The organism is Desulfobacterales bacterium, from assembly GCA_021647905.1.
Classification (GTDB): Bacteria; Desulfobacterota; Desulfobulbia; order Desulfobulbales; family BM004; genus JAKITW01.
In genome coordinates, this window is sequence record JAKITW010000034.1 from 1 (window position 1) to 20,580 (window position 20,580).

Annotated in this window: 20 protein-coding genes; 5 read left to right on the forward strand and 15 right to left on the reverse strand. The window is 57.6% G+C overall.

Going from position 1 to position 20,580, the window contains the following annotated elements; all coding sequences use genetic code 11:
• Positions 1–142: 142 nt before the first annotated feature.
• From L3J03_06640 to L3J03_06650, 3 genes are all read right to left on the reverse strand, one after another.
• Positions 143–709, reverse strand: a complete 567-nt coding sequence (locus tag L3J03_06640; GenBank protein MCF6290654.1) for a hypothetical protein — start codon at positions 707–709, stop codon at positions 143–145.
• Between the two features lie 44 nt (positions 710–753).
• Positions 754–1,239 carry a hypothetical protein gene (locus L3J03_06645; GenBank protein MCF6290655.1) on the reverse strand — a complete coding sequence of 162 codons (486 nt, stop codon included), beginning with the start codon at positions 1,237–1,239 and terminating at the stop codon, positions 754–756.
• 145 nt (positions 1,240–1,384) lie between these two features.
• The gene (locus L3J03_06650; GenBank protein MCF6290656.1) at positions 1,385–2,236 is read right to left on the reverse strand and encodes a hypothetical protein; all 852 of its coding nucleotides are present in this window, start codon (positions 2,234–2,236) and stop codon (positions 1,385–1,387) included.
• Positions 2,237–2,494: 258 nt separating this feature from the next.
• On the opposite strand from L3J03_06650, the gene L3J03_06655 reads away from it, so the two are divergent.
• Positions 2,495–2,773 carry a hypothetical protein gene (locus tag L3J03_06655; GenBank protein ID MCF6290657.1) on the forward strand — a complete coding sequence of 93 codons (279 nt, stop codon included), beginning with the start codon at positions 2,495–2,497 and terminating at the stop codon, positions 2,771–2,773.
• Positions 2,774–3,143: 370 nt separating this feature from the next.
• Here L3J03_06655 and L3J03_06660 read toward each other — a convergent pair whose 3' ends face one another.
• The 12 genes from L3J03_06660 to L3J03_06715 form a co-directional block, all read right to left on the reverse strand.
• The gene (locus L3J03_06660) at positions 3,144–3,794 is read right to left on the reverse strand and encodes a histidinol phosphate phosphatase domain-containing protein (GenBank protein MCF6290658.1); all 651 of its coding nucleotides are present in this window, start codon (positions 3,792–3,794) and stop codon (positions 3,144–3,146) included.
• Positions 3,795–3,902: 108 nt separating this feature from the next.
• On the reverse strand, positions 3,903–5,261 hold the full coding sequence (miaB, locus tag L3J03_06665; GenBank protein MCF6290659.1) for a tRNA (N6-isopentenyl adenosine(37)-C2)-methylthiotransferase MiaB: 1,359 nt from the start codon (positions 5,259–5,261) through the stop codon (positions 3,903–3,905).
• 152 nt (positions 5,262–5,413) lie between these two features.
• Positions 5,414–6,721, reverse strand: coding sequence for a TolC family protein (locus tag L3J03_06670; GenBank protein ID MCF6290660.1), 1,308 nt, complete (start codon positions 6,719–6,721; stop codon positions 5,414–5,416).
• A 21-nt stretch (positions 6,722–6,742) separates the two neighbouring features.
• Positions 6,743–6,955: a DUF4911 domain-containing protein gene (locus L3J03_06675; GenBank protein ID MCF6290661.1), complete on the reverse strand. Its 213-nt coding sequence runs from the start codon at positions 6,953–6,955 to the stop codon at positions 6,743–6,745.
• Positions 6,956–7,074: 119 nt separating this feature from the next.
• Positions 7,075–8,520 (reverse strand): adenylosuccinate lyase, encoded by a 1,446-nt coding sequence (gene purB / locus L3J03_06680; GenBank protein ID MCF6290662.1) that lies wholly within the window; start codon positions 8,518–8,520, stop codon positions 7,075–7,077.
• A gap of 263 nt (positions 8,521–8,783) precedes the next feature.
• Positions 8,784–10,496 carry a single-stranded-DNA-specific exonuclease RecJ gene (gene recJ / locus L3J03_06685; protein ID MCF6290663.1) on the reverse strand — a complete coding sequence of 571 codons (1,713 nt, stop codon included), beginning with the start codon at positions 10,494–10,496 and terminating at the stop codon, positions 8,784–8,786.
• Positions 10,497–10,558: 62 nt separating this feature from the next.
• Positions 10,559–11,107: a CDP-diacylglycerol--glycerol-3-phosphate 3-phosphatidyltransferase gene (pgsA, locus tag L3J03_06690; GenBank protein MCF6290664.1), complete on the reverse strand. Its 549-nt coding sequence runs from the start codon at positions 11,105–11,107 to the stop codon at positions 10,559–10,561.
• A 16-nt stretch (positions 11,108–11,123) separates the two neighbouring features.
• Entirely contained in the window at positions 11,124–12,095 is a 972-nt protein-coding gene (gene miaA, locus L3J03_06695; GenBank protein ID MCF6290665.1) for a tRNA (adenosine(37)-N6)-dimethylallyltransferase MiaA, read from the reverse strand.
• 27 nt (positions 12,096–12,122) lie between these two features.
• Positions 12,123–13,031: a metal ABC transporter substrate-binding protein gene (locus L3J03_06700; GenBank protein MCF6290666.1), complete on the reverse strand. Its 909-nt coding sequence runs from the start codon at positions 13,029–13,031 to the stop codon at positions 12,123–12,125.
• 18 nt (positions 13,032–13,049) lie between these two features.
• Positions 13,050–13,493 (reverse strand): helix-hairpin-helix domain-containing protein, encoded by a 444-nt coding sequence (locus L3J03_06705; protein MCF6290667.1) that lies wholly within the window; start codon positions 13,491–13,493, stop codon positions 13,050–13,052.
• Positions 13,468–15,093, reverse strand: coding sequence for a citramalate synthase (gene cimA, locus L3J03_06710; GenBank protein ID MCF6290668.1), 1,626 nt, complete (start codon positions 15,091–15,093; stop codon positions 13,468–13,470). The genes L3J03_06705 and cimA overlap by 26 nt, the downstream gene beginning before the upstream one ends.
• Positions 15,094–15,135: 42 nt before the next feature.
• Positions 15,136–16,374, reverse strand: coding sequence for an aspartate kinase (locus tag L3J03_06715; GenBank protein MCF6290669.1), 1,239 nt, complete (start codon positions 16,372–16,374; stop codon positions 15,136–15,138).
• 332 nt (positions 16,375–16,706) lie between these two features.
• On the opposite strand from L3J03_06715, the gene L3J03_06720 reads away from it, so the two are divergent.
• From L3J03_06720 to L3J03_06735, 4 genes are read left to right on the forward strand one after another with little or no spacing between them, the layout of a single operon-like run.
• A complete protein-coding gene (locus L3J03_06720) occupies positions 16,707–18,065 on the forward strand; it encodes a M23 family metallopeptidase (GenBank protein ID MCF6290670.1) in 1,359 nt (452 codons plus the stop codon).
• Between the two features lie 2 nt (positions 18,066–18,067).
• Positions 18,068–18,541: a tRNA (cytidine(34)-2'-O)-methyltransferase gene (locus L3J03_06725; GenBank protein MCF6290671.1), complete on the forward strand. Its 474-nt coding sequence runs from the start codon at positions 18,068–18,070 to the stop codon at positions 18,539–18,541.
• Between the two features lie 15 nt (positions 18,542–18,556).
• On the forward strand, positions 18,557–19,639 hold the full coding sequence (gene serC / locus L3J03_06730; protein ID MCF6290672.1) for a 3-phosphoserine/phosphohydroxythreonine transaminase: 1,083 nt from the start codon (positions 18,557–18,559) through the stop codon (positions 19,637–19,639).
• The gene (locus L3J03_06735; GenBank protein MCF6290673.1) at positions 19,636–20,505 is read left to right on the forward strand and encodes a radical SAM protein; all 870 of its coding nucleotides are present in this window, start codon (positions 19,636–19,638) and stop codon (positions 20,503–20,505) included. Before serC ends, L3J03_06735 begins: the two co-directional genes overlap by 4 nt.
• Positions 20,506–20,580 lie beyond the last annotated feature (75 nt).

Consider the following 20,580-nt stretch of genomic DNA (forward strand, 5'->3'; position numbering starts at 1 on the left):
TCGGTGTTCAGATAAATAACGCGCTTATTGCTGAAATAAAAACACTGAAATGCGGCCAGCGCACTGACCTTGGTACCGCAGGTCACATTGAGGGTCAGATCGTAATCATCCGGGGTATTATCAATAAGGTGATGTCCCCATATCATTGACGCAACGCTGGGTAGGCCAGCAGTTCAGAGAACGTCCACCGATGATCCGCCACGTTCGCCGCCATGGCCGGTGTTTTGGGCCTGAAGATCCGATCCTCGCCACGACTGAGCGTCTCGTGGGGACGAATCAAATTGTAGCAGGCCACGCAGATGGCGAATTTGGCCTTGAGCCAGCGCATCGAACGGGCAACAGTCGGCGCCTTGCGCGCCAGATGGGCGTCCCACAACCGCCAGTCCAGATTGGAACGTTCGATATACGCGGTGTTGATCGTCTGGCTGGGCGATTTCGCCAACCGTGCGAGGATGTGCTGCTCACTCCCGTGGACCACTTTACGATCAACCTTGATCACCCGTCCACCCTGGCGCGTCTTATGAACCGTGGCGTAAGCCAGATCCGCATCAATGACCGGCTCCGGACTTCGGGGCCGCCCGGGTTTGCCCGTCGGCGCCGGCGTGACCAGTTCGTGAAACAACTCTCCCAGGACTGTACCGTAATGAAGCAGTTCATCCGAGACAAACAAGGGCTTGCCTTGACAGCGGGCTGTCAAATCCTTCAGCATCCGCCGGGCATCGTCCAATTCGCGCCCGCCAATCCAGAACGTAATCAGCAGACGCGTGGGGGCGTCGATGGCTGTCCAGATCCACGTCCGCCCGTACTGGCCCTCGATGTCTTCGGCACTGCCAGTATTTTTCTTTTTTTTACAAAGGTCCACAGCTCGTCGAGCTGGGTCTCGGTCAATTCTAGCGAGGTTAGAAGGCCGGAGAGCACTCTGGCACAATGCTCGCCGGCCCGTAGAATGACCCGGTTGACCGTGTCTTTGTCCAGTCCCAGCAAGCGTGCGGTGGCTCGCACGCCAACCCCCTCGGCCGCGTGGTGGATAATCTGTCGGATGGTCTCGACCGGAAGATGCAGGCCAAACAGAGCACTGGCCCGGGTGGCGGAAAAGCGCTTGCCGCAGGTGCGGCAGTAAAGCAAGGTGCGGCTTTTGTCCTTGCCATACTTGCCGCGAATGGAGATGTTGCCCTGATCGCGCAGACCGTAATCCTTGCATTGTTCGTTGGGACAGAAACATTGTTCAAGCTCGCTCATAGATTGCCTCCGACGAAAAAATGGAAAATTGAATTCGACCAAGACAATATACTGTGAGTCGGAACTAAATGTCAACCATTTGGGGACATCACCACGAAGTGGCGCACCGTATAAAATGGCCAATGTTGAGCTAATTGTTAGAGGCTTATGCCTCATAATATGTATCCCAGCCAAAACTACATGCACTAGACATGAAGTTATTTAGTTTGTTTTTAATATTGATTGCAGATTGCTGTGATGTGCATATAAAAAATGCCCGTGGGCTATACGGTCTAAATCTTATTGCAAATACTGAGCCGTTTTTTACAATCGCATTTTTAAGATCTTGTGCACGATGTTTTATTTGTGATTCATGTGAACTGTTCATGTTCATATGATGATAAATTACACAAGCATCCTTATTTTTAAACAACTCCATTACTTCTGAATAATATGCGTATTTTCCTGATTTAACTTGATGTAAATTAGGTATGCTCTGTATCTCTAAACCATTATCAGGATCTAGAAAAATAATATTACAGTTTTTTACAGTAGTTACTGCATTTTGTAGCCATTTTAATCGACCATTTCTACGTGCCAACCTAGCCGCATGTGTTTGGCCAGGGGATGTAATGTGAAAATCTAATTCGTCGGCATAATAAACAGTATTGTTAGGAAGCAAGCATAATGACTCGAGTTTCGAGATTGATCTATCAACCGCTACAACATGTGATAGCTTATGGACTAAATCATTATCGCAAGCTTTATAATCGTTGTTATACAAATAATCTATATGCCTTCCATCGCCATTATGTGACTCATCAGGAAACTTATACCAAACAACACCGATTTTGTTTTCTGGCTTTACAAAGACAGATCGCAGCAATGAAAATTTACCAAAGTCCCCTACATCGCCAGCATATCTATCTTGCATTTTTTTGCCTCTATCGTAAAGCTGAGTGTCGCGGCCAATGAGTTTGCCGCGACAGCGCCGCCACGCTTCACCGCGTCCACTCAAGCGCCTGGTGTACGCCCGGCATGGGCGTGATCTTATGGGGTGTAAGTCCCCTGTATGTGAACCTTGTTACTGTCGTGATGACAGGAACATAAATACTAGCCGAAGGCAAGGGCGTTCCCGTGAGGGTTCGTCTGAAGGGCCGCAGGCCATGAGCCGCCAGGCGAAAGCGACCTTCGGGAGCGGTAACCCTCTGTGTCAATGTAAGTGAGACACCTACCCCTCAATAAATTAGTGTAGGGCGGTAGGAGATTTCACGTCATGAAAAACGAAACAAAACTTCAAACTGAATCAAAATCCATGGTTGATAATACACCAGCAAAGGTAGTGAGCATATCGAAGCCGCCGGACCCCGAAGTGCCCGAGAAAAAACCACGACGGCGTTTTACGACGGCCTACAAGCTCCGCATCTTAAAAGAATATGATGCATGTACGAAGCCCGGCACCTTTCAAGCCCTCTACTCCATGATTTCAGACTCCAGGAACCAATGGGGCCTCCCGAGTTCTACGACATATCTCTTTCTGCATGCCACGGCCTGAGGACTCCGGCGGATCTTCACATCCAAGCCATAATGGATGTTCTTGTATTGCCTTCGGCGTACGTTAAAACCCTCGGCATCCGCAATACTCATTTCGAAGCTGTACCAGCACTTCAGGGAGCGCGATCTCCCCTACGGCCTACAGAATACCCTGTGTACGCTTCACCTGTCTTGTTCGCCCACATAACTGCTGATGGGGCTCCGCCACAGGTGCAACACTCGGTACGGGTGGGTGGCTAACCCTTTCCCTACGGGGACTTGCACCCCGTCAGATATGCCGAGCTTTCCTCGGCGCGATAACCTCACCAATCACAGGGGTAAGGCACCGGCAATCCGATACATCTTTCTTGGGCCCGGAAGAGGGGAGGGCACTAGCCGGTTACCCGGGCCACCAGCGCGGCCATGTCCCTGCGAATTTTTTCATATTGACCCTTATTCAGGCCCGCGCCCAGGGCCACGGTTTCGGCCATCTCGGCAGTCAGAAAATCATCTGGCCCGTGGGCATCGGCATTCACCGCCAGCATGGCCCCGGCTGCCAGGGCCAGCCGGGCCACGTGGCCGTTGGTCAGGCAATGGCCCTTGCGGCCGGAGAGTTCGAGGAAAATGCCCTTTTCCGCGGCCAGTTCCGCCTCTTCCGGGGTGATCAACCCGGGGTGGGCCAGGATATCGACGCCTGCCTCAAGCGCGGCCCGGTTGGTGCCCGGCGCCACCGGTTCCACCACGGTCTCGCCGTGGCCCACCACGATCAGGGCCCCCAGTTCCCGGGCCTTTTTTGTTAATTCGGCGAACAGGCCGGGCGGGACATGGGTCAGCTCGATCCCTGGAATCAGCCTGGTCCTTGAGAAGGGATTCAGGGTCTCGGCCGCCCGGATGATCCGGGGAATAATGAAATCCAGGTTCGAGGCATCGGCATGGTCGGTGATCGCCACCGCCTCATAGCCCAACACCTCGACCCGGCGCAGATGCTCGGCCGGCACCAGTTCGCCGTCACTGAAAAAGGAATGGGTGTGCAGATCAATCATTGTAGTAACCCCTTGTTTGTAAAACGTGAAAAGTGAACTGTGAAAAGTAACGGATTACCATCCCGGCGTTATTACGTCCAATGACTTTTCACTTTTTACATTTCACGATTATAAAAGTTTCCCCCGCAACGAATGCAGGCAGGCCTCCTCGATTTGGACCATCCGGATCTCACCCGGGGCCGGCAACTGATCCGGGGCCGGGAAATTAACGATCTGGTTGGTTCCGGTCCTGCCGCTCCACTGCCCCCGGTGGCCCTTGCCCGGCCCCTCGATCATTACCTCCATCCGGCTGCCGACATATCGGCGGTTCACCTCCTGGCTGATCTCGTTCTGCCGGGCCTGGAGCCGGGCCAATCGTTCCCCCTTGACCTCCTCGTCCACCTTGTTGTCAAAACCAGCGGATCTGGCCCCGGGCCGGTCCGAATACTTGAAGGAAAAGGCGCCATGGTAGCGTACTTTTTCGAGCAGCTCCATGGTGGCCTCGAAATCCGCGTCCGTCTCGCCCGGAAACCCGACGATAATGTCGGTGGTCAGGGCCAGGTCCGGCCGGGCCCGGCGCAGGGCCGCCACCCGCTCCAGGTAGGTCTCAATGGTATATTTCCGGTTCATTTTTTTCAGGATCCGGTTGGCGCCTGACTGCACCGGCAGATGAAAATGGGGACAGAGGATGTTGATCTCGATAAAACAGCGGATCAACTCGTCGGACAGATCCTTGGGGTTGGAGGTGGTAAAACGGAGCCGCTTGAGGCCCTTGGTCCCGGCCACCGCGGCCAGCAGTTCCGGAAAACGGATATGTTCGTTTCCCTTGTCCAGCCCGTATGAGTTGACGTTCTGGCCGAGCAGGGTGATCTCCCGGATACCATTGTCAACCAGGACCCGGACCTCGGCCAGGATATCGGCCGGGTCCCTGCTCACCTCCCGGCCCCGGGTAAAGGGCACCACGCAGTAGGTGCAGAAGTTGTTGCATCCCTGCATGATGGTGACGAATTTTTTAAAAAGACGCTCCCTGGGCGAAAAAACCGGGCTATCGGGGAGCGGGGAGGGGAGGTGGCGGGGGATGACAAAGGATTTTGACAGATCGATCGCCACCCGGGGTCCTTTGTTCTCCTCCACCTCCCTGACCAGTCCGGGCAGTTGGTAGATGTTCTGGGTGCCCACCACGATATCCACCTGGGGCATCCGGGCCGGCAGTTTTTCTCCTTCCTGCTGGGCCACGCAGCCGGCAACGGTGACGATCAGGGACGGTTTTTTCTGCTTGTACTTCTTCAGCCGGCCCAACAGGCTGTAGACCTTCTGCTCGGCCTTGGCCCGGATGGAGCAGGTGTTCACCACCACCAGGTCGGCCTGGTCCAGGTCCCGGGTCGGCAGGTAGTCGGCCCGGCCCAGGAGCTGGCCGATGATCTCCGAGTCGCGCTCGTTCATCTGGCAGCCGAAGGTTTCGATATATGCGTATTTTTTCAATTTCATTTATTGTCGGTCTCGCAACAACCCGCTCGACGGACGTGATTCGTCTTGTAACTTGTTGATTTTATTGGGTGGCATTTGAAGCCTTTCGGGTTGTTACGAGTTCATCATTTATTGCTGAATTCGTAAAAACTAAAATCAGATTTTTTGCGGGGTCATTGATTGTCCGCCATTTCATGGCCCAGGACCCCGGTGGCCCAGTCCAGTCTGGACAGAGCGATATTAAACTCGTACAGGGCATTATAGTTGTTGGTCCGGGCCCGGGTCAGCAGGGTCTGGGCATCCAGGACATCGGTCGAGGTGTTCAGCTGCGCCTGGTAGCGGGACTCATTGATCCGGAAGTTTTCCTCAGCCTGCTGCACGGCCTTGGCAGTGACCGCGATATTGGCCCGGGCCTGCTCCAGTCCAAGAAAGGCCTCGCGCAGCTCCAGGGTGACCCGGTCCTTGATCCGGGCGAGCGCCTCCTGGGCCTGCATCGTCTGGAACCGGGCCTCGGCCACCTTGTCATCGGACTGGCCCCAGGCAAAAAAGCGCCATTCCAGGGTGGCCTGGGCCTGTTTTACCTCGCTCGGTCCCAACGGGTAGGAGACAGCCCCCGGGGTATCGCCCTGTTTCAGATAGGTGGCCGCCAGGGAGAGGGAGGGCAGGTATGAAGCCCGGGCCAGGATGACATTCTTATCGGCCTGGGCGTGGATGAGTTCTCCCTCTTTAATCTCCGGCCGCATCGCCAAGGCCTGTTTGAGTACATCTTCCCAGACCACCCGGCGATCCGGATGGCGGAGAACATCTGCCAACGCAACCGGGAAGCGCACCTCGTTGCCCATCAGCAGGTTGAGGTCGGCCCGGGCCATGGCCGCTCTGTTTTCCGCCTGGCGAAGGTCCTGACGGCCCTGGGCCAGGAGCACCTCGCTGGTCAAGAGATCGTTCTTGGGGATCAGCCCGGCATCAAAAAAGGCCTGGGAATCCCGGCAATGTGATTCCAGACGGGCAATGGCCTGTCGGGCCACCTCAACCAGTTTGTCGCTCTTTAAAACCCCGAAATATGCGCTGTTAACGGCGAATACCAGGTCGTTCACCGTTTTGACCATATTGGTGTCTGCCGCCTGTTTTCGCAGTTTTCCCAGGTCCACGGCGGTTACCAGGGCCTTACCCTGGTACAGCGGCTGGGATACCGTGACCGAATAGCTGTAATAGTTCTCAGTGACGATGGTGACATCCGGCTGACGCTTGTAGTCGTAGCGGGCGGAAAAAGAGGGCAGAAGATTCTTTTCCGCGCCGGCCAGCGCTGCTTCACTGGCCTTCTGCCCGGCCTCGGCCATGGTGATCGCCGGATTGTTCCGCAACACGGCCCGCACACAGTCGGCAAGGGTCAGGATCTCGACCGCCTCGGTCGCGGCCGCTGGTCTGGAACCAGGGACAAGCCAGCAGCAGACAATGACAAAAAAGATGATTGTTGCTTTCATCGAAGACCTCGTTCACGGTTTTCAAGGGTTAAGGGTAAGGGCAGGGCGCAACTCCGCCAGGAGAAGGGCAAGCTCCTGCTCCTGTTCAGGGGGAAAAGAGATTTCCACCGCGCCTTCCCGGCCATCAAGGGTTGTCAGGATCGCCAGGCCGTCATAGCCTTCAAGAATGTATTTAAGGAAATGAATCCGTTGCGGCGCAATCCGCAGCCGTAATTTTGAACAGTTACGTGTCATCAGGTAGTTACCACAAAAAAACCGGCGACCGGCAGTAAACATTCAGTAAACCCTCTTCCGGTCCAACCTCAAACGTACGGGGTTTACCGAAACCTTACGACCGGCAAGCGAGCCGCCGGTCAGACCGAGAGACTGGCGTCAATTTCGCCGATCAGCTCCTGGTTGGCCTGCAGGCGGGGTTCCACCACCTGCCGGAGGAATTCTTCGGTCTGGGCCGCGGCCCGGCCGGTGAACTGCTGGTAATCATTGATCAGGGCTTCCAACTCGTCCCGGTCAAAGGGGATCCGCTTATCGGTTGCCAACCGCTCGACAAGGTCATTATCCAATCCCTGTTCCTTGACAACCCGGCCGGCATCCACGGAATGAACCTTGATCAGCTCGTGCATCTCCTGTCGGCTCTTGCCGCGCTCCACACTGGCCATCAGGATCTTCTCAGTGGCCATAAAGGGGAGTTCCTGACGAAGATGCCGCTCGATCTGTTTCGGAAAAACAACCATATCGCTGGTGATGTTCAGGTAGAGCTTCAGGATGGCATCAGTGAGCAGAAAGGCCTGGGGGATATCCATTCTGCGGATGGCCGAGTCATCCAGGGTCCGCTCAAACCATTGGTTGGCACAGGTGGCGCTGAAGTTGGCCGTGAGGCCCATCAACTTGCGGGCCAGGCCGGTCATCCGCTCGGAGCGCATGGGATTGCGTTTATAGGCCATGGCTGAACTGCCGACCTGCTGCCTGGCAAATGGCTCCTCCTGGACCTTGAGGTTGGAGAGCAGCCGCAGGTCCACGGCAAACTTATGGGCCGAGGCGCCGATCCCGGCCAGGGTCTCACTGGTTTTCATGTCCAGCTTGCGGGGGTAGGTCTGACCGGTAACCGGAAAAACATTTGTAAATCCAAGCTTTTGAGCAACAAGATCGTCCAATTGCCGCACCTTGGCGTCATCACCCTTGAACAGCTCGATAAAGGTGGCCTGGGTGCCCACCGTACCCTTGGCGCCGCGGGCCTTGACCTGGCTTTCCAGGAACTCGATGGCATCGAGATCCATCAGCAGGTCCTGGATATAGAGGGTGTTCCTTTTGCCGACCGTGGTCGGCTGGGCCGGCTGGTAATGGGTAAAGCCCAGGGTGGCCAGGTCCTTATGCCGGCCACAGAAGCGGGCCAGGTTGGCGATCACGTTGATTAAGGCTTTTTTAATGAAGGCCAGGGCCTGTTTCTGGATGATCAGGTCGGTGTTGCAGACCACGAACTGGGAAGTGGCGCCGAGATGGATGATCCCCTCGGCCTTGGGACAGGCCAGGCCATAGGTGAACACATGGGCCATCACGTCGTGGCGGATCTCTTTTTCCTTGCGGCCGGCGGTCTCAAAGTCTATGTCCGTGATATGGGCCCGCAACTGGTCGAGCATCTCCGGGGTGATGATATTGGTAAGCCCCAGCTCGTACTGGGCCTCGGCCAGGGCAACCCAGCAGCGCCGCCAGTTCTCGATCCGGAACTGTTCGGAAAACAGTTTCTGCATCTCCGGGCTGGTATAGCGGCTCACCAGCGGTTCCTGATAAATAGTGCGATCCATGTGTCCCTCAAAAAGTCTGGTTTCACCGCGTACTCAGCGGTAAATATCTTTTATATGAAAGTTTGTCGGTCTCGCAACAACTCGCTCGACGGACGTGATTCGTCTTGTAACTTGTTGATTTTATTGGGTGGCATTTGAAGCCTTTCGGGTTGTTACGAGTTCATCAAAGTTTCTCTCATGAGACAATTGGTTATCTGGGGGTCAGCATTCAAGAATGCATCAAATTGCCAATGTCGCATAATGTATATTATGAATAGTTTTGTTTATCTTGTTTCAATAACCATATCCTGGGCAATGAGTTCCCACCTTTTCCGGCCGCGGAACTCGTTCAACCGCAGCCGGAACGCCAGATCGACCTCTTTTTCCCGTAAGGTTGCGGCCATGTCGCTGAAACCGAAAGCAATGCCCTGCCGGCTCATGTTGTCGGCCCGGACCACAAAGCGAAGATGATCCTGGCCCGGGCCCACCACCTGGAGATCCGTGAGGCGGCATCCCTTGACAACAAAGACCGGTTCAGGGTTTCCACGCCCGAACGGAAACAGTTTAATATAATTGCTCAGAAAGGACTCGACAAATAATTCCTGGAAATTCAAATGGGCGTCGATCCATAGCCTGGGAACAAGGAGTTCCGGGTTTACCTGGATCGATATCTGCCTTTCAAAATCTTTTTTAAATATTTCAAGATGTTGCGTGTTTATCTGCACCCCGGCCGCCCCGGCATGACCGCCGAACCGAACTAAGTGCTCCTGATTGCAGGCGCAGAGCAGTTGATGGAGATCGACATCAGGCACTGACCGGGCCGACCCCTTGGCCAGATCACCGTCCACCGCAAAAAGTATGCACGGCCGCCAGAACTGTTCGGCCAGCCGGGCGGCGGTGATCCCGATCACCCCGGGATGCCATCCTTGGCCCCAGAGCACCAGCCCGCGGCGGCCCTGCCTTACCTCTTCACCGGCCAGGGCCAGGGCCTGTTCATGGACTTGGGCCTCTATTTCCCTGCGTTGCTGGTTGGTGTTCTCCAGGGTCCTTGCCAGGGAGCGCGCCTGTTCCGGGTCCTCGGTCAACAAGAGATCAATTGCTGTCTCCGGACTCCCTACCCTGCCGGCGGCATTGATCCGCGGACTGATCCGAAAGGATATGTCTTCAACGGTGATACCCCTGGCGCCGATATTTGCCAGCTCGAACAATGCGTTCAGGCCCGGGCCAAGAGCTGCGTCTCCTTTCTTCTGGTTTATCACCTCCAGACCGGCGCGGACAAATACCCGGTTCACCCCGGTCAGGGAGACGACGTCGGCAATGGTGCCCAGGGCCACAAGGTCAAGAAATGTTTTCAGATTGGGGATTTTTTTTGTTTCGGGCCAAAACCCCTGTTCGACCAGATGGCTGCGTAATCCCATGCAATAATAAAAAGCAACCCCGACCCCGGCCAGGTTCTTGTCCGGAAACGGGCAGCCCGGCTGCAGGGGGTTGATCAGCGCATCGGCCGGCGGCAGGTGTGGCAACGGCAGGTGGTGGTCGGTGATGACCACCAGAAACCCCAGTTCCCGGGCAAGGGTCACCTCGGCAATACTTGTGATTCCGCAATCAACCGTGACCAGGACCCCGGCAACACCATGCTGTTTCATGGCCCGGGCGTGGAGTTTGCGGATCGCCTGCTGGTTGAGACCATACCCTTCGGTCAGTCGATCCGGTTGATACGGGGTCACCGCCAGGCCCAGGAGGCGAAGGAAGCGGACCAGCAGAGCGGTTGCGGTAATACCGTCAACATCGTAATCACCATACACGGTGACCGGCATTTTTTGTGATAATGCCTGTTCAATAACCGCAACCCCCTGGTTCATCCCCAGGAGAGACCGGGGTGGAGGCAGCTGGGCAAATGTCGGCCCGAGAAAGGCCCTGGCGGAATCTTCACCGGCGATCCCCCGCTGGAGAAGCAGCCGGGCAATGTCCGGCGGAATCGCCAGGCCACTGGCCATTGCCCGGCAGGCTGCCTCGTTAAACGGTCTGAAACACCATGTCTTTGCCGGTCCGGATCGAGTCATTGATGATGGTTTCCCCCTTTCTGTCCCAGGATTCTGCTGCCCAGGATAATGTACTGGAACCCGGAAAGCAGGGTGAAAAAAATCACCAGGATGACGAGATGATTATGGAGATGCCAGTAGGTGCCGACAAATTCCTTGCCCATGAAAAAACTCACGGTCACCAACTGGAAAAAGGTGGTCATCTTGCCGAGCATGGTCGGCTTGATGTCAGGAGAGAGCCCGTTGAGCATCAGCACCCCGATCCCGCCCAGGATAATGATGTCCCGGCTGACAATGACCACCGCCACCCAGCCGGGCAGCCGGCCGAGAACGGCCAGGGTCACGCAGGAGGTGACCAGCAGGAGCTTGTCGGCAATGGGATCGAGCCGGGCGCCGAATTCGGTTTTCTGATCGAGCAGCCGGGCCAGGAGGCCGTCCAGACCATCGCCGATTCCAGCGGTGACAAAGACCAGCAGGCCGAGATCATATCTTCCATCGAGCAGAAAAATAACCAGCAGCGGGACCAGAAGAATCCGGATAATGGTAATGATATTCGGGATGTTCATCACCATCCGCCCCCTGCTATATGCGGCGCTTTCCGAGAAAGGCGTTAATCCGGGTGAATATTTCTTTTGTTTTTTGCGGAGAAAACCAGTTGATCTCCGGGTCGCGTTTAAACCAGGTATACTGTCTCTTGGCGTATTGCCTGGTATCCCGGGCCAGCTGCCGGATTGTTTCATCCCAGGTCCGGTGGCCGGCAAGGTATCGGACCATATGGAGATAGCCGATGGACTGCATGGGCTTGAGTCCGCCATGATAACCCATATCGAGAAGACCTTGCACCTCGTCCTTCAGGCCCGCCGCAACCATCAATTCGACCCGCATGTTTATCCGCTGATAGAGCTGCTCCCGCTCACGGAAAAGCCCCAGCTTGAGCAGATGACCGGTCTTTGCCTTGCCTTTCATGGCCTGTTGCCGGGCAAGATGCTCTGACCAGGGAATTCCGGTGCTAAAAAAAATCTCCAGGGCCCGGAGCAGCCGTTGGCTGTCATTGGGGTGGATCCGCGCCGCAGAGACCGGATCATATTTCCGCAACTCCTGATACAGGGGTTCCCTGCCCTCTTTGGCCAGCCTTTTTTTTAACGATTCCCGCCAGGCCAGCCGGCTTTTTTCATTGTCCCCTGATAACGACCCCGGTTGATGGCTGAACAGCCCGGACAATAAACTCTGGAGGTACATCCCGGTTCCGCCGACCAGGAAAGGAATCCGGCCCCGGCCCCGGATCTCCCTGATTGCGGCCCAGGCATCGACAACGTAACGGCCGGCGGTGTAATGGTCTGCCGGATCAATGAAATCGATGAGATGGTGGGGGGCCCGGGCCCGTTCCGCCGGGGTCGGCTTGGCCGTGCCGATGTCCATGTACCGGTAGACCTGCATCGAGTCCACCCCCACGATCTCAGCGGAATATTTTTCCGCGATCTCCAGGGAGAGGGAGGTCTTGCCGACCCCGGTGGGACCGGCCAGGATAATGATGGGCGAGACGGTATCGATCATGGCCGAACCAGTGTGACCGTTGCCGTTCTACCGGCCAACGGCCCGGCGCAGGGTCTGTCCGTTGTAACGAAGCAACTGGGCCAGGGAATCACGGCCTTCCACTCCGCCCAGGGGATCGAGCATTGCCAGGCCGACCCCGGCCGCCTCGGCAATGATCCGCGCCGAGCGGCGGGGCAACTGCGGTTCGGTAAAGATCATTGCAACCCCGGATTTTTTTATTTTTTTGACCATGGTTGCAATGGATCGCGGCCCCGGCTCCCGGCCGGGAAACGGCTCGACCAGCCCGGCAAGCCGGAGATGATAGCGGGCAAAAAGGTATTGGAACGATGGGTGGAACAGAAAATAGGGCGTCTCTTGACAGGGAGCAAGCAGCCGGGCCAACTCCTGGTCGAGCCCTTCCAGCTCATGGGAAAAAATCGCTGCATTCCGTTCATAAACAGCCCTGCCCCCCGGGTCAAGGGAGACCAGGGTGTCGACCAGTCCGGGCAGCATGGCCCGCACGGTGTGGGGATCGGTCCAGAAATGGGGATCAACAAGCTGCCCCGCATGATCAATATCATGATCCCCGTGCTCATGGTGGCTGTTGATGGCCAGCCGGTTCTCCCGGGGAACCAACCGGATTACCTCGATCTTCCGCTCAGCGGGCAGCCGGCCGATCCATTCCCGGTCAAGTCCCGGCCCTATATAAAACAGGGCCAGGGCGCCATGGAGCCGGGTGAGGTCCGAGGGGGTCGGTGCAAAGGTGTGGGGCGAGGTGCCCGGCGGCAGCAGGCCGATCACCTCGGCCCTGGTCCGGGTGATGCTCTTGAGAATCTCGGCCAGGGGGTGGATGGTGGCCACATAGCGGATTTCAGCTGCCGCGGTGGTCTGACACAGGCCCAGAAAAATAAAGAAGACCGCGGCCAGCCGGCTGATAAGGGTATATATCCTCTTCATAGGTGTTCTCTGCAGGGATTAGAGCGGGGGGTCGTGTTCCGCAAAGGAAAGCCACGGACGCAACCGGGCCAGTTTCCGGGCACTGATTCCAGGGATGGCCAGCAGTTGCCCGGGTCTGGTTATTTTCCCTTGCCGATGACGAAGCAGGACGATCCGTTCGGCCAACCGGGGACCGATCCCCGGCAGTGCCGCCAGTACCTCCTGGTCAACGAGATTAATCGGCACGGGACGGAAAAAGATGTGACGCACCGCCGGCGGCAGCGACCCGGGGCCGGGCCGGGAGTACGCTCCGGCAAGGGTGTCCGTCCCCCCTGGTCTTGAGTCCCATGGCGGCGAGGTAAGGCCGCTCATCCGGGCAACGAGCAGGCAAAGACCGACAACAACAAGAACCGCGGGCCGCAGGTCAGGGGTAATCCTTTGCGCCCGGCAGGATATGTCAACCACTGTGGGCGGTGCGGTCATCCTTTTTTTGTTCATCCTTGAGCAGTTTATAGGTGATGCTGTCCACCAGGGCCTGCCAGGAGGCGTCGATGATATCCTCGGACACCCCGACCGTACCCCATTCGCCGCCATGGTCCCGGGACTGGATCAGCACCCGGACCTTGGCCCCGGTTCCATGCTCGCCCGAGAGTACCCGGACCTTGTAATCCTCCAGGGACATCTCCTTGAGCTTGGGATAAAACCGGATCAATGCCTTGCGCAGCGCCTTATCCAGCGCATTGACCGGGCCATTGCCCAGGGCCGCGGTATGCACCTCCTCGCCGCCCACCTCGATCCGGATGGTGGCCTCGTCCAGGGGCGCCTCATCGGTTTTTGATTTCTGGCTGAGCACCCGGAAACTCTTGAGTTCGAAAAAGCGTCGCCGGGTGTCCAGGGTGCCCAGGGCCCGCCGCATCAGTAACTCGAAAGAGGCCTCGGCGCCCTCATACTGGAAGCCGCGATTCTCCAACTCTTTAAGTTCCTTGACAATGGCGTTCACCACCGGGTCGGCGCTGTCCAGGTCAAGGCCGAACTGCTGGGCCTTATGGAGGACATTGCTTTTGCCGGACTGGTCGGAGATCAGGATCCGCCGGACATTGCCCACCCGTTCCGGCTCGATATGTTCGTAAGTGAGCGGGTTCCGTTTCACCGCCGCGACATGGATCCCGCCCTTATGGGCGAATGCGGCCCGTCCCACATAGGGCTGATACTTGTTATGGGGCAGATTGGCCAGTTCGTTGACAAAGCGGGAGGTCTCGCTCAACTTATTCAACCGTCTGCCAGCCTCGCTGTCATAGCCCATCTTCAGGGTGAGTCCGGGGATGATCGAGGTAAGGTTGGCATTGCCGCACCGCTCGCCATAGCCGTTGATGGTGCCCTGGACATGGGTGGCGCCGCAGGACACGGCCATCAGCGAGTTGGCCACCGCGCTGTCGGAATCGTTATGGGCATGGATCCCCAGCGGAACCGGATGTCCGCTGCTCGCCAGGTGGTTGCGGACCGTTTCGATGATTGCCGGGATCTCGTTGGCCAAGGTGCCGCCGTTGGTGTCACAGAGGACCAGACACTCGGCCCCGCCGGCAACCGCCCGTTCCAGGGTGGTCAGGGCATAGTCCCGGTTCTGCTTGAAACCATCGAAAAAATGTTCGGCATCATAGAATAGATACTTCACATGGGGCCGGAGATAGGCCAGCGATTCCTCGATGATCAGCAGGTTGTCGTCCAAAGAGATCCGCAGCGCGTCGCGGACATGGACCCCCCAGCTCTTGCCGAAAATGGTCACCCCCGGGGTTTTCGCATCCAGTATTGCCCGGAGGTTGGGGTCCTTATCAACCGGGTTGCTGAAGTTACGGGTGCTGCCGAATGCAGTGAGTCTGGCATATTTCAGATCATAGTTCCTGATCTCCTTGAAAAACTCAACCGCACCGGGGTTGGAACCGGGCCAGCCCCCTTCGATGAAGTCGATCCCCAGTTGGTCCAGTTTCAGGCTGATCCGGACCCGGTCTTCCACCGAAAGGTTGAAATTCTCGGCCTGGGTGCCGTCCCGCAACGTGGTATCGTAGATTACGATCTGCTGAGACATGGTGATGTCGCCCTTTTTAAAATTGTTTTTGAACGAAAATCCTCATTTCTGGACAGACACTATCTCGGCCTTGTCCAGGGCAAAGGCCTCGTGCAGGGCCCGCACCGCCAGTTCGGTGTACTTCTCCTCGATCACGCAGGAAACCTTGATCTCAGAGGTGGAAATCATCATGATGTTGATGTTTTCCCTGGACAGGACATGGAACATGGTGGTGGCGATTCCGGAATGGTTGCGCATCCCGACCCCGACGATGGAGACCTTGGCGATATTGTCGGCGCTGGAAACAGACTCGGCCCCGATTTCAGCCGCCACCTTCTCCACCAGTGCCAGGGCCCGTTTATAATCAGTACGGGGCACGGTAAAGGTCATGTCAGTGAGGTCGCCGGCCCGGGTATTCTGGATGATCATATCCACCACAAGTCCGGCATCGGAAATGGGCAGGAAAATTTTCGAGGCGATCCCCGGGGTGTCCGGCACCTTGGCGATGGTGATCCGCGCCTCGTTCTTGCTGCAGGTAACTCCGGAAACCAACATTGATTCCATTGCCTTGTCCTCCTCAACAACCCAGGTCCCCTCGTTTTCGGAAAAAGTGGAGCGGACATGGATCGGTACCTTATATCGTTTGGCAAGACCGACCGACCTGATATCAAGCACCTTGGCGCCCAGGCTGGCCAGTTCCAGCATCTCCTCGTGGGAGATCCGCTCGATCTTGCGGGCATCCGGACAGATATGGGGGTCAGTGGTGTAGACCCCATCGACATCGGTGTATATCTCGCACACATCCGCCCTGAGCGCCGCGGCCAGGGCCACGGCGGTGGTATCGGAGCCGCCCCGGCCCAGGGTGGTGATGTCGCCCTCTTCGGTAACCCCCTGGAAGCCGGCCACCACCACCACCCGGCCCTGATCCAGATGGCCGGCGATCAACCCGCTGTTGATCGATTTGATCCGGGCCTTGGTGTGCATCGCATCGGTGATGATCCGCACCTGATCGCCCAGCAGCGAGATTACATCGTGGCCAGCCTCCTTTATCGCCATGGCGAACAGGGCCACGGTTACCTGTTCCCCGGACGAGAGGAGCACATCCATTTCCCGGGGGTCGGGCATGGCCTGCATCTTGTGGGCCAGGTCGACGAAACGGTTGGTTTCGCCGGACATGGCCGACAGGACTACCACTATCCGGTTTCCCTGTTCATGGGAGCGGAGCACCCGGGCGGCCACTGCCTTGATCCTGTCCGGATCGGCCACCGAGGTTCCGCCGAACTTCTGTACAATGAGCGCCATCTGGTTCCTGTTACAACCCCGTGAAAAAATGCTTGATAACGAATCAAACAATCGACCGGTTGAGCAGTTGAACCGGTCGCTGTTTTTGCGAAGCTGCCAATTTAAACCGAATCAGCGGAAACGGCAATAACGTTCCGCTGTCCGGAAGCAATTCATCCCACTGTCTCCGGGTCCTGGCCCGGAAAAAGAACCTTGGCATCTCTTTCAGATGGTGTTAAAACCCCTTACCATACTTATCTCTGTCCGCCCGACTGCCTGTTGTAATGGTTGCGCTGGCCACGGGCAGAGCGTTTTCCAATCAAATCCTTAACTTCATCCTGGTTGTTCGTCTGGTGAAAATATCCCCCTGGCAGCGGACGGCTGCCAACATCATCTTCTGGCCCCTGCTGGTCCTTGTTCTGCTTGCCACCGGGGTTGTTCCCGGTTCCGGGCCGGACGGCGAGAACACTGCCACCGCCTCGATCCTTGCACCCGGGCCTGCTGATCCGGGGCCGGCGGCCTTGCCGTTGACCCATGCCCTGGCCCCAACGGCGCCAGCGCTGCCGGAGGTGAAGTATATCAGCCGGCAGGGGGCGCTCAGGCCCGGCGAGGGACTGGACCAGTCCTTGCAACGGCTGCGGATTCCAGCCGCAACCCGGAACGAGTTGATCCGGGTCCTGGCCAATGCCCTTGACATGCGGCGGCTCCAGCCCGGGGACCGCTATTCCCTGCTCCTGGATGAGGCCGGCCGACTCCGCTCCGCCCATTACGAGGTTAATCCCCTGGAGATATACGCCCTGGCCCGGACCGGAGACAACCTGGCCGCGACCAGAATGGCGATCCCGCTGGAACAGCGCACCGTCCGGATCAGCGGCCGGATCGATTCGTCGGTCTTTGCCGCCTTTACCGAGCTTGGCGAAGGGCCGAAACTGATCCACGCCTTTGCCGACATCTTTGCCTCCAGGATCGACTTCAATACCGAACCCCGGCCCGGGGACCGTTTCGAGGTGGTGGTGGACAAGTATTATAAGGACGGGGACTTTGTCGGTTACGGCAAGATACTGGTGGCCCGGTATCAACTCCAGAACACGGTTTACCAGGGGTTCTACTACACCTCGGATTCGGTCAGCGGCTATTTTGATTCCAGGGGCCAGGAACTGGGCACCTGGTTTCTGCGCTCCCCCATCCCCTTCGGCCGGGTCACCTCCGGCTTCACCCATCGCCGCAAGCACCCGATCCTCGGGGTCACCAGGCCGCATCTGGGCGTGGATCTGGCCGCACCCAGGGGTACTCCGGTAATGGCGGTATCCGACGGCCGGATCCAGTTCAGGGGCCGCAACGGCGGATTCGGCAACCAGGTGATCATCGGTCATGCCAACGGCTACCGCACCCACTATGGTCATCTTTCCCGCTTCAAAAAGGGGCTCAGCGTGGGCAGCCGGGTGAAACAGAAGGATATCATCGGTTATGTCGGCTCCACCGGCCTTTCCACCGGGCCGCACCTTGATTACCGGATCCAGCAGAACGGGGTGTTCAGGAACCCCTTTGCCCTGAAATTCAAACCCCGGTCAATACTGAAAGAGACCGAGCTTGCCCGGTTCATCCGGGTCCGGGATCAGCTGGTCCGGTTGATGGACTCGCCCGGGAGTGACCGGGTCGTTCAGGCCCGCCGGGTACTCCTTGACCAGCACAACCCCATTTCCATGCTCTAATCATGTCCGACCCGGCAGATCATTTTCATGTGGTGCTGGTGGAGCCGGAGATTCCACCCAATACCGGCTCCACCGCCCGGCTCTGCGGCGCCACCGACACCACCCTCCACCTGGTCAAGCCCCTGGGATTCAGCATTGATGACAAGCACCTGAAACGGGCCGGTCTGGATTACTGGCCCCATGTGCGGATCGTCTACTGGGAGAGCTTTGCCGACTTTCTCGCCAGCCACGAACCCGAGCGCCTATTCTTCTTCACCACCAAGGTGGATCGACCCTATACCGAGGCCCGGTTCCGGCCCGGCGATTTTCTGGTCCTCGGCAAGGAGACCAGGGGGTTGCCGGAAGAGATCATTCAGGTGTATCATGACCGCTGCTACACCATCCCGATGTCAAACCCGAATATCCGCAGCCTGAACATGGCCACTGTTGCCGGTATCGTCCTTTACGAGGCGATCCGCCAGCAGCACCAGATTTAAAATAAGGAGAAAAACATGCCGGAAAGAATCTATAATTTCAGCGCCGGGCCGGCCTGCCTGCCCTACGAGGTGCTCACCCGGGCGGCCCGTGGTATCGTCAACTTTAATGACCGCGGCATCGGCCTGATCGAGATGAGCCACCGCAGCAAGGATTTCATTGCCGTGGCGGTTGAGGCGGAAACATTGATCCGGGAGCTGCTCGATATTCCGGACAACTACAAGGTGCTGTTTCTCCAGGGCGGCGCCTCCACCCAGTTTGCGATGATCCCGATGAATCTGCTCGGCCCGGGTAAAAGCGCCAGTTACCTCAATACCGGGGTCTGGGCCAAGAAGGCGATCAAGGAGGCCAGGCTCTTCGGTGAGATCGAGGTCCCCTTTTCCAGCGAGGCGACCACCTTCAACCGGGTGCCGGCGGCCGACGAATACGAGGTGGCGGCCGGGTCCGAGTATCTTTACCTGGTGTCCAACAACACCATCTACGGCACCCAGTATCCCGATTTTCCGGACAAGGGCAAGATGCTGGTCTGCGACATGTCATCGGACATTCTCTCCCGGCCCCTTGATATCAGCCGGTTCGGGATTGTTTTCGCCGGGGCCCAGAAGAACATGGGCCCGGCCGGCTGCTGCGTGGTGATCATCCGCGAGGATCTGCTCGATCGCGGCCCGGACAACCTGCCCACCATGTTCAGGTACAAGACCCATGCTGACAAGGATTCGATGTTCAACACCCCGCCCTGTTTCGCCATCTATACCATCGGCCTGGTGCTCAACTGGTTGAAGGACCTGGGCGGCCTGGCCGCCATCGAACGGATGAACCGCGACAAGGCAACCCTGCTCTATCAAGCCATTGATGCCGGCGATTTTTATCGCGGCCATAGCCAGGCCGACTCCCGGTCGATGATGAACGTCACCTTTAACCTGCCGACCCCGGAACTGGAGGCATTGTTTGTCGAGAAAGCCACCGCCCAGGGGCTGGACGGCCTCAAGGGACACCGTTCAGTGGGCGGCTGCCGGGCCTCGATCTATAACGCCTTTCCCCGGCAGGGAGTGGTCAGGCTGGTGGAATTCATGCAGGAGTTTGAAAGAGAACAAGGGTGAACTACGAAGGCAACGTCATCCGGCCACCCAGCGAGGCCAACAGTATCATCCTCCAGGTAACCGTGGGCTGCTCCCATAACCGGTGCACCTTCTGCGGGGCCTATAAGGATGTCCGGTTCCGGATCAAGTCGATGGAGGAGATCGATGCGGATCTTGATTTCGCCGGCCGATACCGCGGCCGGTTGAAAAGGGTATTTCTCGCTGACGGAGATGTATTGATTCTGCCCCAGCCGCGGCTGGTCGAATTATTGGAAAAAATCAGGGGGAAACTGGACTGGATCACCCGGATCGGACTGTATGCCAATGCCAGAAGCATCCTGCACAAGACCCCGGCCCAGCTCGACGAATTGAAAAAACTCGGCCTGGACCGGGTCTACCTCGGCCTGGAATCCGGTCACGATCCGACCCTGAAGGCGATCCGCAAGGGTGTTGACGCCAAGGCCATGATCAGGGCCGGTCAACGGGTCCGGGCCGCGGGTATCTTCTTATCGGTCACCGTACTGCTTGGCATTGCCGGACGGCAGAATTCAAGGGCCCATGCCGCGGCCAGCGGCCGGGTACTCTCTGCCATGGCCCCCAACCAGATCGCGGCCCTGACCCTGATGCTGCTGCCCAACACCCCGCTCCATCATCAGCACGGCACAGGCGAATTCGAACTGCCCGATCGAAAAAATCTGCTGGCCGAACTGCGGGAACTGGTGGCCCATATTACCCTTGACAAGGTCCAGTTCCAGGCCAACCATGCCTCCAACTACCTGCCTGTCAACGCCCGTCTCTGCCGTGACAAGGAAACCGTCCTGTCAATGATCGACCGGGCCATTGTCGGAGAAATTTCCACTGTGCCCGAATACTTACGGGCCCTCTGACTCACAACAGCTCCCGGTGTATGGATGGTGCCCCGGGTCAAGCCGGCCCGGATTCACTAGCACGGATGTTTGCCG

Excerpts from the sequence above, each read along its gene's own strand:
- cimA (MCF6290668.1), bottom strand. The coding sequence starts at position 15,093 with ATGTCTCAGCAGATCGTAATCTACGATACCACGTTGCGGGACGGCACC.
- L3J03_06640 (MCF6290654.1), bottom strand. The coding sequence starts at position 709 with ATGCTGAAGGATTTGACAGCCCGCTGTCAAGGCAAGCCCTTGTTTGTC.
- L3J03_06700 (MCF6290666.1), bottom strand. The coding sequence starts at position 13,031 with ATGAAGAGGATATATACCCTTATCAGCCGGCTGGCCGCGGTCTTCTTT.
- miaA (MCF6290665.1), bottom strand. The coding sequence starts at position 12,095 with ATGATCGATACCGTCTCGCCCATCATTATCCTGGCCGGTCCCACCGGG.
- miaB (MCF6290659.1), bottom strand. The coding sequence starts at position 5,261 with ATGAAATTGAAAAAATACGCATATATCGAAACCTTCGGCTGCCAGATG.
- L3J03_06675 (MCF6290661.1), bottom strand. The coding sequence starts at position 6,955 with ATGACACGTAACTGTTCAAAATTACGGCTGCGGATTGCGCCGCAACGG.
- L3J03_06655 (MCF6290657.1), top strand. The coding sequence starts at position 2,495 with ATGAAAAACGAAACAAAACTTCAAACTGAATCAAAATCCATGGTTGAT.
- L3J03_06660 (MCF6290658.1), bottom strand. The coding sequence starts at position 3,794 with ATGATTGATCTGCACACCCATTCCTTTTTCAGTGACGGCGAACTGGTG.
- L3J03_06725 (MCF6290671.1), top strand. The coding sequence starts at position 18,068 with ATGTCCGACCCGGCAGATCATTTTCATGTGGTGCTGGTGGAGCCGGAG.
- L3J03_06705 (MCF6290667.1), bottom strand. The coding sequence starts at position 13,493 with ATGACCGCACCGCCCACAGTGGTTGACATATCCTGCCGGGCGCAAAGG.
- L3J03_06645 (MCF6290655.1), bottom strand. The coding sequence starts at position 1,239 with ATGAGCGAGCTTGAACAATGTTTCTGTCCCAACGAACAATGCAAGGAT.
- serC (MCF6290672.1), top strand. The coding sequence starts at position 18,557 with ATGCCGGAAAGAATCTATAATTTCAGCGCCGGGCCGGCCTGCCTGCCC.
- L3J03_06670 (MCF6290660.1), bottom strand. The coding sequence starts at position 6,721 with ATGAAAGCAACAATCATCTTTTTTGTCATTGTCTGCTGCTGGCTTGTC.
- recJ (MCF6290663.1), bottom strand. The coding sequence starts at position 10,496 with ATGGCCAGTGGCCTGGCGATTCCGCCGGACATTGCCCGGCTGCTTCTC.
- purB (MCF6290662.1), bottom strand. The coding sequence starts at position 8,520 with ATGGATCGCACTATTTATCAGGAACCGCTGGTGAGCCGCTATACCAGC.
- pgsA (MCF6290664.1), bottom strand. The coding sequence starts at position 11,107 with ATGAACATCCCGAATATCATTACCATTATCCGGATTCTTCTGGTCCCG.
- L3J03_06715 (MCF6290669.1), bottom strand. The coding sequence starts at position 16,374 with ATGGCGCTCATTGTACAGAAGTTCGGCGGAACCTCGGTGGCCGATCCG.